Here is a 14,229-nt window from a genome sequence, read left to right as displayed (position 1 = left end):
CCGGTCGGTCCGGGCCGGTCGGTCCGGGCCGGTCGGTCCGGCCGGGCGACCGGTCCTGCGGGGCGGTCAGTCCTGCGGGGCGGGGCCGGTGCGTCGGCGGTCGTAGTGCCGGGCGACCCGGGCCCGGTTGCCGCAGGAGGTCTTGCACCACTCCTGGCGGCCGTGGCTCTTGACGAAGTAGCGCACGCAGCGCGGCGCCTGACAGGCCCGCAGCTGTTCCCGCTCGGGCCCGGCCAGGAACTCGATCACCGCGCGGGCCAGCGCGGCGAGCAGCCGGGCCCGGGCGTCCCCGGTGGAGGAGAGCGGACGGATCGGGGCCGGTGACTCCCCCGCGTCCCAGCCGAGTTGCGGGGCGACCGGGTCGAGCGCGGCGGCGGCGTTCAGCCGTTCCAGCGCCCGGTCGGCGGGCATCAGCCGGTGCGCGTCGGCGCGGCTGGCGGGACCGGGGCTGACGGCCCGGGCGAACAGGGCGCGGGCGGCGCGGCGCAGTTCGAGCACCTCGGCGTGCACCTCGGCGTCCAGGGCGGGGAGTTCGGCCGGGCCGGTGAAGCGGGTGCCGTGTTCGGCCAGCCAGGCGGCCGCGTCGCCGGCCTCCGCCAGGTCGTCCAGCACGCCGCCGTCGCCGTCGTGGCGGACGGTGCCCACCAGGTCCAGTGCGGGCCACCGCTGCCGGGTGCCGCCCTCGTTCGCCATGCCGTCGCTCCTCGTTCGCGCCACCAGGCCACCGGGCCGGTGGGCCGGTGGGCATTCTCCCTTGCCCGGTCGGCCGTTCCTACCCTAGATTCCCTAACGCCAAAGCGAAAGTTATCCGTTAGGACATGGCCGAGGAGCCCCCGTGACCCTGCTGTTGGCCCAGATCAGCGACCTCCACCTGGACGGCACCGCGCGCGCCACCGAACGCGCCACCCGCGTCCTGCGCCACCTGTTCGACCTGCCCCGACCCGTCGACGCGCTGCTGGTCACGGGGGACATCGCCGACCACGGGACGGAGGACGAGTACCGGGAGGCGGCCGAACTGCTGGCGGACGCCCCCTTCCCGGTGCTCTGCTGCCCGGGCAACCACGACGCCCGCCCGGCCTACCGCAAGGCCCTGCTCGGCGAGGAGCCGGACACCGCGCCGATCAACCGGGCGCGCCTGATCGGCGACACCGCGATCCTGACGGTCGACTCGACCGTCCCGGGCCGGGACGAGGGGCTGCTGGCACGGTCGACGCTCGACTGGATCGACACCACCCTGGCCGAACTCCCTTCCGGCACAGCCGCGTTGATCGCCTTCCACCACCCGCCGGTGGCCCTCCACCACCCGATGCCCGACGGGTACTCCCTCCAGCGCCCCGAGGACCTCGCCGCGCTGCTCGACGCCCACCCCGAGGTGGCCGCCGTCCTCACCGGGCACGCGCACACCGCCGCCGCGACCGGCTTCGCCGGACGCCCGCTGCTCGTCGGGCCGGCCGTCACCTGGACACTTCAACTCCCCTGGGAGAGCGAGGACTTCGTCGGCCGTGACCAGCCGCCCGGACTGGCCTACCACGTGCTGGACGACGCCCGCCGGCTCACCACCCACTACCGCGTCGTGCCCTGACGGCCCGCGCCGTGGCCGACCCCCGCGCCGTCGCCGCCTTCCTGGTCGCGCTCCTCCCGCTGATCGCCACTCCCGGCGCGAGCCTCGCGCTGCTGCTGCGGCAGGTCGCCGAGCACGGCCGCCGCCGCGCGGCCCCCGTCGTCCTCGGCACCGTCACCGGCCTGGCCGTCCACGCGGCCCTCGCCGCCGCCGGACTGGCCCGCCTCACCGCGCACCACCCCGGCGCGCTCGCCGCCGTCCGGTGGGCCGGCGGCGCCTACCTGATCGGCCTGGCCGTCCTGACCTGGCGCTCCGCCGACCGCCCACCGGGGGCGCGCCGTCCGCACCGGACGGGCCCGGTCCCGGTCCAGGCCCTGCTGGCGAACGTCCTCAACCCGAAGGCGGCGTCCGTCTACCTCACCCTCGTCCCGCAGTTCCTCGACCCCGGACGTCCGCTGCCCGGCCAAGTGCTCACCCTGGCCGCCGCCCACGCCGCCCTGCTCACCGCCTGGCTGCTCGCCTGGACCGCCCTGCTCGGCCGCGCCGCCCCGCGCCCCGGCCCGCACCGCCGGACCACCCGCGCCACCGCCGCCGTCCTGCTCGCCCTCGGCCTGCACGCCCTGCGCTGAGGCCCCGGCCCCGGTGCGCCCTCCGTTCGGGCGACCGGCGGTGCGTCGAGGGCGAAGGTGTGCCGTCGGGCCAGGTCGGCGTGCTTCGCTCGGACGGTCACTGCCCCCGACCGGACGGGCCGTCATGCGCCGACTGCGGTTCCTGCTCGCCACCGCCGCCCTGCTCGCGGCCCTCCCCGGCCCGGCCGCGGCCGCCCCCGACCCGGGGGACCTGCTGGTCACCTACGTCGCCCGGGTCTGCGACAGCTACGACCAGGTGATGGCCAACAAGGCCCGCAACAACGTCCAGGAGTCGCTGCGCGACCTCGGGCCGGACTCCAACTACGCCCGCACCGAGACGGTGGGCGCCGCCAAGGAGGCCGCCGGGACACCGCTGCCGCCCTGCCGCCCGCTGCCGGACTGGACCTTCTCCACCGGGCGCGGCTTCACCGGCCGCAGCCCCGCCACCCGGAACCTCAGCACCGTCTCCACCCCGCTCCGGCAGGACATCACCACCACCGCGAGCACCCCCGAGCTGGACGCCGCCGGGAACCCCACCGGCCGCACCCTGACCGGCGCGGTCACCGTCGCGCTGACGGCCGCCGAGCGCGCCGCCGTCCAGGTCGGCAACCTGGTCGCCCAGGGCGGCACCAAGGCCGACCCGCTGAACGGCCGCGCGGACACCTACAGCTTCGCCGCGCTGCGCTGCGCCCAGGACGCCGTGAACGGCGACAACGTCGAGTACCTGAGCTACCCGTCCGGCGCCCGGCACGTGTTCTGCTACTACTACGCGGTCACCCCGCCGTCCGGCGCGGGCACCATCACCGTGGTCAAGCAGGTCGCCCCCGGCAGCAACGGCGCGGGGACGTTCCGCTTCGACGGCGACATCTCCTACGCGGACACCAACGGCGACGGCGTCAACGACTTCACGCTGACCGCGAGTTCGGCCAAGCCGGCGTCGATGGACTTCATCCGTGCCGCGACCGGGCCGAACGACCCGCCGTGGACCTTCCAGGAGCGGATCGACCCGGACAGCGGGTGGGCCCCGCCCGGCGCCCCGAGCTGCACGGCCGTGGACGCGGACGGCGGCCCCGGGCGCAGCGTACTCACCACGGACTCCACCGGCCGGGCCGGCGTCTCGCTGGTCGGCGGGGAGCACGTCACCTGCACCTACACCAACCGGCGGGAGGCCGGGAGGTCGCTGCTGGAGAAGGAGACGATCGGCGGCACCGGCACCTTCGACATCGCCCTCACCCCGCCGCCGGGCTCCGACGTCCTCGTGATCAGCCCCGTCACCACCACGGCCGAGGGCGAGCCCGTCACCGTCGCCTCCGCCGCCCACCCGCTGGCCGGCCACTACGCGCTCACCGAGGCGATCCCCGCCCCCGACGGCACCGGCCACTGGGACACCCCCACCGCGTACTGCAACGGCACCGAACTGCCCGTCACCACCGGGCCCGCCACCGGCACCGCGCCGCGCGGCACCTGGAACGCCGGGTACGACCTGCCGACCGACAGCGAGACGCACTGCCTGCTGACCAACCGGTTCGTCCCCGGCGGGCGGATCACCGTCGAGAAGACCACCCTCGGCGGGACCGGCACCTTCGACTACCTGATCACCCCGCACCCCGTCGGCCGCACCGCCGAACCGACGGACGTCACGCTGCGTGCCACCGCCACCACCACCGCCGAGAACACCCCGGTGACCGCCGTGCCCGCCGCCGAGCAGCTCCGCGTCAGCGACCAGATCCGCTACACCGTGCAGGAGTTGATGCCGCCGGCGACCGCCGACGGCCGGTGGGAGCTGGAGAGCGCCGACTGCGGCCCGAACACCGGCCCGGTCGACCGCGAGCGCGCCGTCACCGACGTCCTCCTCACCGCCGCGGACCCCGCCCCCACCTGCCGGTTCACCAACCGCTTCCACCGGTTCGCCCGGCTCGACGTGGTCAAGCTCACCACCGACGACACCGCCCTGCGCCCGCTCGCCGCCCGCCTGGAACTGCGCTGCACCGGCGACGACGCCCCGACCGCGCTCCGCGTCGAACCCGGCCGCACCCGCGGCGACCTCCCGCGCCGCACCTTCGCCGCCCCCGCCGCCTGCACCCTGACCGAACCCGCCACCGGCGGGGCCGACGGCATCGACACCGCGACCGAGGCAGTCCTGCGCACGGACGACGGCGCCGAGCAGGCGATCACCCTGGGGCGCGAGTTCACCGTCCCGGCGGAGCGCACCAGCACGGTGACCGTCACCAACCGGCTGACCCGGCCGTCCCCCTCGCCGTCCCCGTCCCCGTCCACCTCCGGCTCCCCGTCGCCCTCGCCCTCGCCGTCCGCCGGGCCGTCCTCCCCCGCGCCCACGCCGCCCACGCCGCCCCCGCCGCCCACCGGGGGCCTCCCGGACACCGGCGCCTCCCCGCTCGCCCTGCTGGGTGCGGTCTGCGCCGCCGCCCTGCTCGTCGCGGGAGCGGTCCTGTGGACGGGCAGCCGCCGGAGCCGGGGCTGACCGGGCGATAGGGCGAGCTGGACGGCCAGGCGGGCCGGGCGTCAGGGCGGGCCGGGTTCCCGTTCCGCCCGGCCCGCCGCGTCGGAGAGTTTGAGCAGGACGGCGGTGAGCAGCCAGTTCGCGGTGAGCGAGGAGCCGCCGGCGGCGAGGAAGGGGAGGGCCTTGCCGGTGAGCGGGATGAGGCCGGTGACGCCGCCGACGACGACGAAGACCTGGAGGGCGAGGGCGGCGGCCAGGCCGGTGGCGAGGAGTTTGCCGAAGGGGTCGGGCAGGGCGACGGCGGTGCGCAGGGCGCGTTGGACCAGCAGGCCGTAGAGGAGGAGGACGGCCATCGACCCGGCCAGGCCGAGTTCCTCGCCGATGGTGGTGAAGATGAAGTCGCTGCGCCCGGCGAAGCCGATCAGGAAGGGGCGGCCCTGGCCGAGGCCGGTGCCGAGGACGCCGCCGGTGCCGAGGCCGAAGAGGGCCTGGGCGGGCTGCTGGGAGATCAGCGCCGGGTCGTGGACGGGTTCGTAGATGTCGAGCGGGTGCAGCCAGGCTTCGACCCGGCCGTGCACGTGCGGTTCGAGGTCGCCGACCACGGCCGCGCCGCCGACGGCCATCAGCAGGCCGATGACCACCCAGCCGGTGCGTTCGGTGGCGGTGTAGAGCATCACCACGAAGACGCCGAAGAAGATCAGCGAGGTGCCGAGGTCCCGTTCGAAGACCAGCACCAGCAGGCTGACCACCCAGATCGCCAGCACCGGCCCGAGGTTGCGGCCGCGCGGCAGGCGCAGGCCCCACGCCTTGCGGCCGGTGAGCGCGAGGGCGTCCCGGTTGGCGGTCAGGTAGCCGGCGAAGAAGACCGTGATGGCGACCTTGGCGAACTCGTCCGGCTCGAAGGAGAGTCCGCCGACCCGGATCCACCGCTTGGCGCCGAAGCTGTCGCCGGGGAAGAACGCGGGCGCGGCGAGCAGCACCAGCGCGCCCGTCATGATCAGGTAGACGTACTTCTGGAACAGCCGGTGGTGCCGGACCACGGCCAGCACGCCGACGGCCAGCAGCACGGCGATCACCGTCCACCGCACCTGGGCGGGCGCGGCCGGGAGCTTCTGCCAGTCGCCCTTGTCGGGGTGCCAGAGCGCGTAGGAGCGGTCCAGGCGGTCGAGCAGGACGAGTCCGAAGCCGCTGAGCAGGACCGCGAGCGGCAGGATCAGCGGGTCCGCGTACGGGGCCCAGCGGCGGACGGCGAGGTGCAGCAGCAGGGCGAGCGCGCCGAGGCCCGCGCCGTAGGGCAGTAGGCCGGGCGGGACGGTGCCGTGCAGGGCCAGGCTCGCGGTGGTCCAGCCCGCCAGGCAGACGGCCACCGCGAGGAGCAGCAGGGTGAGTTCGCTGCGGCGGCGGCGGTGCGCGGCGCGGCGGCGGCCGGCGCGGTGCGGGGCGGCGTTCACCCGGGCTCCCCCACTCGGTAGATTCTACAGCGGTGTAGATGCCGGAGCCGGGTCCGCGGTCGCGGGCCCGCCCCTGCGACGACGCCCGGAACCCCGCCCCGGGTTCCACCGCCGGGCCCCGCCCCCGGCACCGTCCCGGCACCGCCCCCGGCACCGCCGCCCGAAGGAGGCCCCCGGCATGACCCACCCCGCGGTCGTCGCGCCCTGGCACTGGTCGGCGTTGGCCGACACCTGGACCCTCGAACCGGCGGTCGCCGCCCTGTCCGTCCTGCTCGCGGCCGGCTACCTGGCCGGCGCCCGCCGCCACCGCACCGGGGGCGCCGGCCGCTGGCCCTGGTACCGCACCCTGGCGTTCCTGGGCGGCCTCGCGGTCTGGGTCTGGACCACCTGCTCCGGCCTCGGCGCGTACGAGCGGGTGCTGTTCACCGACCGCGCGGTGCAGCTGGTCCTGCTGCTGATGCTGGTGCCGATGCTGCTCGCCCTGGGCGCGCCCGTCTCGCTGCTGGCCGCCGCCCTCCCGGCGGCGGGCCGCGAGCGGCTGCGGGCGGCGCTGTCCGGCCGGGTCTCCCGGGTGCTGATGTTCCCGCTGGTGTCCACCGTGCTGCTGGTCGCGCCGCCCTGGCTGCTGTACTTCACGCCGCTGTACGTCCGGACGCTGACCGACCCGGCCTGGAACACCGGCTTCCACCTGGTCCCGGTGCTGCTCGGCCTGCTCTACTTCTGGCCGCGCCTGCAACTGGACCCGGTCGCGCACCCGTACCCGCTGATGATCGGCGTGGTGATCACCTTCGTCGAGGTGGTCTTCGACGCGGCCCTCGCCCTGGTGCTGCTGTACGGCGGCCACGTGATCGCCGAGCCGTACTACGCGGGCCTGGCCCGCGACTGGGGGCCCACCCTCGCCCGCGACCAGTTCGTCGGCGGCAACGCGATCTGGCTCCTCGGCGACCTGGTCGGCCTGCCCTTCCTGTGCGCGCTGGTCCGCCGGATGATCGTCACCGGGCGCGCCGAGACGGCGGCGGTGGACGCCGCGCTGGACGCGGCGGAGGAGGCCCGGGCGGCGGCCTCCGCCGCGGCCTCCGCTGCGGCCTCCCCGGCGGGCACCGCCCCGGGGGCTCCGGCGGGCGCTGTCACCGGGGACCGGCCGTGGTGGCTGGACGACCCCAACCTCCGGCATCGCTACGGCGGTTGAGGCCCGGCGTCCCGCGCTGTCGCGCCCCGCGCCGTCGCCACGGCTTGGGCTACCCGACCGGCTCGCCGGCGTTCAGCACCCGTCCGGCGAACTCCGGGTCGAGGGCGACCCGGACCAGGGCGTCGGCAAGCCGGTGCAGTTCCGCCGGATCGATCAGGGCGGCCAGCTCGGCCGGGTCGGTCGGGAGCCGGAGCAGTTCGGCGCCGGCCAGCACCCGGGCGTCCAGGGCCGGGCGCAGGTGCGGCCAGACCGCCTGCGCGTCGCGGCAGAACGCGGCGGCGCCGGCCGGGCCGATGCCGGGGAAGCGCTGGAGCAGGGCCCGGGTCCGTTCGGGGCGGTGCTGGGCGGCGACGGCGAGCTTGCGCAGGTCGCCGCCGTACTCGTCCTGGGCCAGGCGGGCGCAGTCGTTGAGGCGGGTGGCGGTGCCCTCGGCGAAGTGGCGGTAGTGCCCGGCGATCAGTGCGTCCTTGCAGTGCTGCCGCCCCAACTCCAGGGTGCCGTAGGGCGTTCCGGCCCCGGCGGCGATCAGCGCGGCCGTGCCGGTAACGGCGGTCGCGCCCTGGACCCGGGCCGACACCAGGTTGCTCAGCACCAGGAGCTGCCAGAGCGGTTCGGCCCGGTCCGCGAGCACGATGCCCGCCTGTTCCGGGTACGTGCCCCCGGCCGCCTCCACCAGCACCGCCACCCGTCGCCGCGCGTCCATTCCGGCCCTCCCGCCGTTGATTCGCTGACGAACCGCCAGCCGTCGGGCCCGACGGTACGCGGCGGCGGCCCCGACCGGCCCGCAGCCACGCCGCGAACGCCCCGGTTCGGCCCGCGCCCGCCCGCCGGGAAACGACGGGCGGGCGGGCGAGTGGGCGGAACGGTCGGGGCTCCGGGACTCCGGGGCGCCGGGGGCTCAGCCCAGCAGCGCGGCGACCTCGGCCAGCGAGTGCACCCGTGGTACGGCGCTCCCCTCGCCGCTCGGCTCGCGGTCCAGCCAGATGCCCAGCAGCCCGGCCTCGGTGGCGGCCTGCGCGTCCACGTCCAGGCGGTCGCCGACGTACGCGGCGCGCCCGGGGGCGACACCGAGGGCGCGGCAGGCGAGGTGGAAGATCGCCGGATCGGGCTTGGCGCAGCCCGCCTCGGCGGAGGCGGTGGTGTGCGGGACGAGCAGGTCGAGGCCGACGGCGCGCAGCTTGCGCCGCTGGATGTCGCCCTCCCCGTTGGTGATCACGCCCGTCCGCCGTGTCGCACCCAACTCCCTTACCACGTGCGGTACTTCCGGGTAGGCCCGCCAGGAGCGCTCGTAGCGCCGCAGGTAGCCGGCGAACCAGGCGTCGGCCCGCTCGGCCGGCCACTCCCCCAGCCCGAGGTGCGCGGCCAGCCCGGCGGCCCGGTTGCGGCGCTGCTGGTGCACGGTCGACTCGCCCGCCAGGTAGCGGTCGTACTCGACCCGTTCGAGGTGGCGCCAGAACCGCAGCACCTCGTCCCGGTCGAACTCCCGCCCGGGCAGCTCCGCCGCGACCCCGGCCAGCACGGCCGCCTCGGCCGCCCCGGCGTGGTCGAGCAGCGTGCCGTCGAGGTCGAACAGCACCGCTTCGATCACCGCCCGCCTCCCGTCCTCGCCCGTTTCACCCTACCGGCCGCTGACGTGCCGTCACCACCCGGCCACCGGGCGCTCACCTCGCGGTACCGGGCGCCCCCGCTTCCGGCTCCAGCTCCAGCTCCAGCTCCAGCTCCAGCTCCAGCTCCAGCTCCAGCTCCAGGAGGACGTCGAGCAGGTGGGCGGGGCCGGACCGGTGGGCCGGGTGGGCCTCGGTGCGGGCGGCGCGCGGGTGTCAAGCGCCTTCCCGTGGCGGCCGAGCGGCCTGCGGACCCCGGGGGGGGAGGACGGGGTGACCGGTCGCGCGTCGCCCGGCCGGGGCGGCGGTGGCCTGGGATGATCGGCCGGTACGTTCCGGAACGGAAGGTGGACCCCATGGTCGGCACGGTTCTGATCGTCGTCCTGCTGCTCGTGCTCGGCGGCTGCGCCTGCGTGGTGTGGGCCGCGCGCGGCGGCCCCGGTTGGGTGCGGGCCGTCTCGCGGGTCACCCTCGGCGTGGGCGAGGTGGTCCGCCGGGCCGAGCGCGACCGGCAGCGACGCGGCTTCACCAGCGGCAAGTCCGGTACCAGCAACGGGGACTGACCCGGGCGCCGACGGCTCCCGGCGGGGCGTCAGTCGGACAGGCCCAGCGGGTCCGGGGTGTCGGCCAGCAGCTCGGGCCCGTTCGCGGAGACCCGGTTGACGGCGGTCGGCACCGCCCGGACCAGGATGTCGCCGTCGGCGGGGCGGTGCAGCAGGTCGTGCAGGTCGGCCGGGTCGGTGCTGGCCGGGTCGAGCCAGTCGTCCAGGTCGTCCCGGTCGATGATCAGCGGCATCCGGTCGTGCACCCGGCCGGCCCGGTCGGTGGCGTCCGTGGTCAGGATGGCCGTCGTCGCCAGCCAGGCCGCCGGGTCGTCCTCGGGCAGGCTCGCGTCCCGCCAGAACTCGTACAGCCCGGCCATCAGCATCAGTCCGCCGGTGGACAGGAAGTAGGGCTGCTTGTACGCCTTGCGGCCGTCGGCGGCGGGCACCGGGCGCCACTCGTAGTACCCGTCGGCCGGGATCACGCAGCGGCGCTTCGCGAAGGCCCGGCGGAACGAGGGCTTCTGGTCGGCGGTCTCCGAGCGGGCGTTGATCAGCCGGGCCGCGCCCGACCGGTCCTTCGCCCAGGACGGCACCAACCCCCAGCGCAGCGTCCGCAGTTGGCGGACCACCTCGCCGGTCTCGGGGTCCACCCGCTCCAGCACGGCGGAGACCGGCTGGGTCGGGGCCACGTTCCAGTTCGGCGCCAGGGCCTCGGTCGGGTCCCAGCTCGCCACGTCGAGCAGGGGGACCAGGTCGGCGGGATCAGTGGTGGAGACGAAACGACCGCACATGCGTCCCACCCTGCCACCGAACCCCGACAACCGCACGCGTCGGCGCCGGGCGCCGGGCCCCGGAAATGTCTCCCGGGAGTGCCTCAGGAGTAGAAGTTGCGCTCCCAGCGGTGCCCGGCCAGCACCTTCAGCTGCCGCTCGTCCAGCGGCACCCCGTCGGCCACCGCCGCGTTGCGCTCCACGTTGCGCACCGTGCGCATGCCGGGGATCACCGTCGACACGGCGGGCGCGCCGAGCACGAACCGCAGCGCCGTCTCGGCGAGCCGGTCCGGCTCGATGCCCAGGTCGGCGGTGATCGCCGCGACCCGCCGGGCCACCTGCGCGGGCCGGTCGTCGCGGAAGTACCGCCGCCGGAAGTCACCCTCCGGGAAGGTGGTGTCGGCGGTGATCCGGCCGGTCAGCCCGCCCTCGTCCAGCGCGACCCGGACGATCACCCCGACGCCGTGCTCCTCGCAGGCCGGGAACAGCTCGTCCAGCGGCGACTGGTCGAACACGTTGAAGATCACCTGCACCGCGTCCACCTCCCCGCTGCGCACCAACTCGACCGCGCTGTGCGGCTCGTGGTCGTTGATCGAGACGCCGAACAGGCCGATCAGGCCCTCCCGCTTCAGCTCCCGCACGGTCTCCAGCCAGTCGCCCCGGCCCAGCCACTCGTCGCTCCACACGTGGAACTGGAGCAGGTCGAACCGCTCCAGCCCGCTGGCCGCCAGCGAGGTCTCCAGGCTCTGCCGGATGTGCGCCCCCGGGAAGGTCTCCGCCGGGTCCACCCCGGCGCGGGCCGGCCACTGCCCGTTCAGCGGCGGCACCTTGGTCGCCACCCGCACCTGCTCGCCGTTGGCCGCCCGCTCCCGCACCACCCGGCCGACCAGCCGCTCGCTCTCCCCGTACCCCCGGGCCGTGTCGACGAAGTTCACCCCCAGGTCGACCGCCCGGTGCAGGGCCGCCAGCGAGTCCTCCTCCCGGGCGCCCACCCAGCTGGACGCCCCGATCCCCCACGCCCCGTAACCGATTTCCGAGACCTGCACGCCGCTGCGCCCGAGCTCGCGGTACCGCATCCGTTCTCTCCCTCACCGGTGAGCCGACCGTTCCGGGACGGACCCTAGGTGCCGTGGCCGGGCGGACGCCAGGGGGTTATCCGGGCTGCTGGGTGCCGTTCGTCGGCGCGGGCGCCTGCTGCGGCTGGTGCTGGTGCTGGTGGACGCCGCCGTTGACCTTGCCCTGGATCGTGATGCCGCTGAACGTGCCGCCGCTGATCACGTTGTGCAGGGTGTCGCCGCTCAGCGCGGCCTCGGCCTGGCCGTGCCAGCGCTCCAGCGCGGGGCCGAACTCCGGTTCCAGCGCGGCGCGGACAGCCAGCGCGCTGTTCAGCCGCCCGGCCAGTTCGGTGTTCTGCGGGTCGCGCTCCAGCGCCACCAGCTCGGCCTCGCCGCTGCTGACCGAGGCCGCCGCCGCGTGCTGGAACGGCCGGCGGACCAGTGCGGTCAGCCCGGTCCAGCACTGCTTGCCGAGCTCCCCGCCCGCGCCCCCGGCCAGTGCCGCCAGCAGTCCCAGCGAAATCGGGTCCATCGGCCCGCCCCCTCCCTCGATCTGCCGCCCGCGCCGGGCGGCTTGCCACACTACACTCCGCGATGTGCCCCTCACCTGCGATTCGCCGACGCCGTCCCGACCGTGACGGCCACCGATCCGCGCGCCGCGCTCGGCCCGTACTTCGCCGTCCGCACCGACGCGTCCCCGCCGCCCGGGTTCCGGCCGCTGCCCGAACTGTCCGCAGCGGACGGCCCGTTGGCGGCGCGGATCGCCGAGGTGGGCCGGGTGCTGGGGACGGGCGAGCCGCGGGTGGCGGCGTCGACGGCGCACCTGGGGCTGGCGGCGCGGCTGTGGTCGGTGGCGCTCGGGGCGGCGCTGGCGACGGGGCGGGTGCCGGAGTTGGACGGGGCGTGGTTCGCGCTGCCGCCGCAGGGGCCGTTCGACCTGTGGCTGCCGTCCGCGCCCGGCCGGGAGGCCACCGCCGAGGCGCTGGAGGCGACGGTGCTGACGGGCCAACTGGCGCCGCTCGCGGGGGCCGTGCGCGCCGTCACCCCGCTCGCCCCGGGCCTGCTCGCGGGCAACGCCGCCTCCGCGCTGGTCGGTGCGGCCCGCCAGGCGGCGACCGTCCCGGCCTTCCGCGCCCCGGCCGCCGCGCTGGCCCGCGCCCTGCTGGCCCGCCCGGCGCTCGCGGCCACCGGGACGGTCTCCGCGCCCGGGCGTCCGCTCGCCTTCCGTCGGGCCTCGTGCTGCCTGTACTACCGCACCCCGTCCGGCGGCCTGTGCGGCGACTGCGTGTTCACCCGGGCGCCCCGCCGCTGAGGCCCGCTCCGGGCGGCCGGGCCCGTGAACCCGGGGTCGGCGGGTAGCAGGCGGGGTGAGGGCAGTGGGCGACGCATCGCGCGAGGGGGCGGACGGGGCAGTGGCGGTGGCCGGGGCGGGGACAGGGACGGCGGAGACCGGGCCAGGGACAGGGGTGGCGGAGCCGGGCGGCAACCGGCGCGGTCGGCGTTCGAAGGAGGAGATCCTCGACGCGACGGCCCGCGTGATGGCCCTGCGGGGCTACGCCGCCACCACCATCTCGACCATCACCGCCGAGACCGGGCTGCCCCGGAGCGCGATCTACCACCACTTCCACTCCAAGGGCGGCCTGCTCTCCGCCGTGATGGCGCGCGGCGCCCGCGACTTCTTCGCCGCCATGCGCACCGCCCACCGCGATCCCCCCGAGGGCGGCAGCCACCGCGAGCGGATGGCCTGGTACCTGGACCGGACCGCCGAAGTCCTCGCCGCCCAACCCGACTTCATGCGGCTGCACTTCCTGCTGCTGCTGAGCGACGAGGCCACCGAGGCCGAGGTCGCGGAGATGAACCGGCGGGTGCGCGACGAGGCCCGCGCCCACATCCGGGCGATGATCTCCGCGGTCTTCACCGACCAGGGCCCCGAGACCGCCCGGGCGGTCGCCGAGGAACTCGACCACTTCACCCTCGCCGGTTTCGACGGCGCCTTCCTCACCTCCCAGGCCGACCCGGAACGCACCGTCGCCACCCAGACGGCCCGCCTCGCCGACGCCCTCGTCGCCCTCGGCGAGGCGACCGCCGTGCACCACAAGGGCCTTTCGCGACAGCCGAGTTGACCCACCGTCGGGGCGGTCGGGCAGTCAGGGGCGGCGGCGGTCGGCGAGCTGGGCGGCGAGGACGGCCGGGGCCTGGGCGAGCGAGGGGCCGTACCAGGTGAGGTGGCGGCCGTCGAGGAGGGCGTACGGGAGGCCCGGGAAGGCGTCCGGCCCGTCGGTGGCGGTGAAGCGGTAGGGCTCGTCCGGCAGGAGCAGCAACTCGGGCCCCAGGGAGTGGAGTTCGGCGAGCGGGAGGCGCGGGTAGCGGTCGGGGGCGCCGGGGCGGTCGGGGTCGTCGGGAGCGTCGGCCGGGAGCAGGTCGACGCCCAGGCGGCGGAGCAGATCGGCGGCGAAGGTGTCCCGGCCGAGGACCATCCAGGGGCGGCGCCAGATCGGGGCGACGGCCCGCACGGCGCAGGCGGGCGGCTGGAAGGACCATGCCTGTCGGGCGGCCACCAGCCAGTCGGGGCAAGGGAGTTGGAGGACGTCCACGAGCAGCCGGTGGAGCGAGGCGAGGGCCTGGTCGAGGTCGCGGACGCGGGTGGTCCACACCGGGAGTCCAGCGGCGCGCAGCGCGGCCAGGTCGGGGGCGCGGTTCTCCTCCTCGTTGGCGATCACCAGGTCGGGGCGGAGCGCGCAGATCGCCTCCACCGAGGGGTTCTTGGTGCCGCCGATCCGGGCGACGTCCAGCCCGGCGGGGTGGGTGCACCAGTCGGTGGCACCGACCAGCAGGCCGGGGGCGCTGACGGCGACGGCCTCGGTGAGCGAAGGGACGAGGGAGACCACCCGCCGGAGCCCGGGCGGCAGCCGTACGTCGTCGCCCTCGTCGTCCGTCAACCGCCGCGCCGCGTCCATGCGGGAC

General features: G+C 76.1%; 15 protein-coding genes. 7 read left to right on the top strand and 8 right to left on the bottom strand.

What is annotated here, in order from left to right:
• Positions 1-66 precede the first annotated feature (66 nt).
• Positions 67-693 carry an ABATE domain-containing protein gene (locus K353_RS06190; RefSeq protein ID WP_111552562.1) on the bottom strand — a complete coding sequence of 209 codons (627 nt, stop codon included), beginning with the start codon at positions 691-693 and terminating at the stop codon, positions 67-69.
• 148 nt (positions 694-841) lie between these two features.
• On the opposite strand from K353_RS06190, the gene K353_RS06185 reads away from it, so the two are divergent.
• From K353_RS06185 to K353_RS06175, 3 genes are all read left to right on the top strand, one after another.
• Positions 842-1,582 (top strand): metallophosphoesterase, encoded by a 741-nt coding sequence (locus K353_RS06185; protein WP_111552775.1) that lies wholly within the window; start codon positions 842-844, stop codon positions 1,580-1,582.
• Between the two features lie 11 nt (positions 1,583-1,593).
• On the top strand, positions 1,594-2,190 hold the full coding sequence (locus tag K353_RS06180; RefSeq protein WP_111552561.1) for a LysE family translocator: 597 nt from the start codon (positions 1,594-1,596) through the stop codon (positions 2,188-2,190).
• Between the two features lie 124 nt (positions 2,191-2,314).
• Entirely contained in the window at positions 2,315-4,672 is a 2,358-nt protein-coding gene (locus K353_RS06175; protein WP_111552560.1) for a hypothetical protein, read from the top strand.
• Positions 4,673-4,713: 41 nt separating this feature from the next.
• Here K353_RS06175 and K353_RS06170 read toward each other — a convergent pair whose 3' ends face one another.
• Complete coding sequence (locus tag K353_RS06170; RefSeq protein ID WP_111552559.1) at positions 4,714-6,102, bottom strand: FtsW/RodA/SpoVE family cell cycle protein; 1,389 nt, start codon at positions 6,100-6,102, stop codon at positions 4,714-4,716.
• Between the two features lie 178 nt (positions 6,103-6,280).
• Here K353_RS06170 and K353_RS06165 point away from each other — a divergent pair, with 178 nt between their 5' ends.
• Positions 6,281-7,291, top strand: coding sequence for a cytochrome c oxidase assembly protein (locus K353_RS06165; protein WP_111552558.1), 1,011 nt, complete (start codon positions 6,281-6,283; stop codon positions 7,289-7,291).
• 49 nt (positions 7,292-7,340) lie between these two features.
• Here K353_RS06165 and K353_RS06160 read toward each other — a convergent pair whose 3' ends face one another.
• Entirely contained in the window at positions 7,341-7,994 is a 654-nt protein-coding gene (locus tag K353_RS06160; RefSeq protein WP_199528012.1) for an endonuclease, read from the bottom strand.
• 195 nt (positions 7,995-8,189) lie between these two features.
• Positions 8,190-8,879: an HAD family hydrolase gene (locus tag K353_RS06155; protein WP_111552557.1), complete on the bottom strand. Its 690-nt coding sequence runs from the start codon at positions 8,877-8,879 to the stop codon at positions 8,190-8,192.
• Between the two features lie 372 nt (positions 8,880-9,251).
• Here K353_RS06155 and K353_RS06145 point away from each other — a divergent pair, with 372 nt between their 5' ends.
• Entirely contained in the window at positions 9,252-9,458 is a 207-nt protein-coding gene (locus K353_RS06145) for a hypothetical protein (RefSeq protein ID WP_111552773.1), read from the top strand.
• A gap of 29 nt (positions 9,459-9,487) precedes the next feature.
• On the opposite strand, the gene K353_RS06140 is transcribed toward K353_RS06145, so the two are convergent.
• The 3 genes from K353_RS06140 to K353_RS06130 form a co-directional block, all read right to left on the bottom strand.
• The gene (locus K353_RS06140; RefSeq protein WP_111552555.1) at positions 9,488-10,231 is read right to left on the bottom strand and encodes an SOS response-associated peptidase; all 744 of its coding nucleotides are present in this window, start codon (positions 10,229-10,231) and stop codon (positions 9,488-9,490) included.
• Positions 10,232-10,314: 83 nt separating this feature from the next.
• Positions 10,315-11,286, bottom strand: a complete 972-nt coding sequence (locus K353_RS06135; protein WP_111552554.1) for an aldo/keto reductase — start codon at positions 11,284-11,286, stop codon at positions 10,315-10,317.
• A gap of 76 nt (positions 11,287-11,362) precedes the next feature.
• Complete coding sequence (locus K353_RS06130; RefSeq protein ID WP_199528011.1) at positions 11,363-11,797, bottom strand: hypothetical protein; 435 nt, start codon at positions 11,795-11,797, stop codon at positions 11,363-11,365.
• A 102-nt stretch (positions 11,798-11,899) separates the two neighbouring features.
• Here K353_RS06130 and K353_RS06125 point away from each other — a divergent pair, with 102 nt between their 5' ends.
• Together K353_RS06125 and K353_RS06120 are read left to right on the top strand one after the other, a co-directional pair.
• A complete protein-coding gene (locus K353_RS06125; protein WP_111552553.1) occupies positions 11,900-12,577 on the top strand; it encodes a (2Fe-2S)-binding protein in 678 nt (225 codons plus the stop codon).
• 154 nt (positions 12,578-12,731) lie between these two features.
• Positions 12,732-13,388: a TetR/AcrR family transcriptional regulator gene (locus K353_RS06120; protein ID WP_233533406.1), complete on the top strand. Its 657-nt coding sequence runs from the start codon at positions 12,732-12,734 to the stop codon at positions 13,386-13,388.
• Between the two features lie 24 nt (positions 13,389-13,412).
• On the opposite strand, the gene K353_RS06115 is transcribed toward K353_RS06120, so the two are convergent.
• A complete protein-coding gene (locus tag K353_RS06115) occupies positions 13,413-14,222 on the bottom strand; it encodes a helical backbone metal receptor (protein ID WP_233533405.1) in 810 nt (269 codons plus the stop codon).
• Between the last annotated feature and the right edge of the window lie 7 nt (positions 14,223-14,229).

Origin of the sequence: Kitasatospora sp. SolWspMP-SS2h, from assembly GCF_003259315.1 — a bacterium.
Lineage (GTDB): Bacteria > Actinomycetota > Actinomycetes > Streptomycetales > Streptomycetaceae > Kitasatospora > Kitasatospora fiedleri.
The sequence above is the reverse complement of the archived record's forward strand: the minus strand, read 5'-3'. Positions and strand labels throughout refer to the sequence as shown.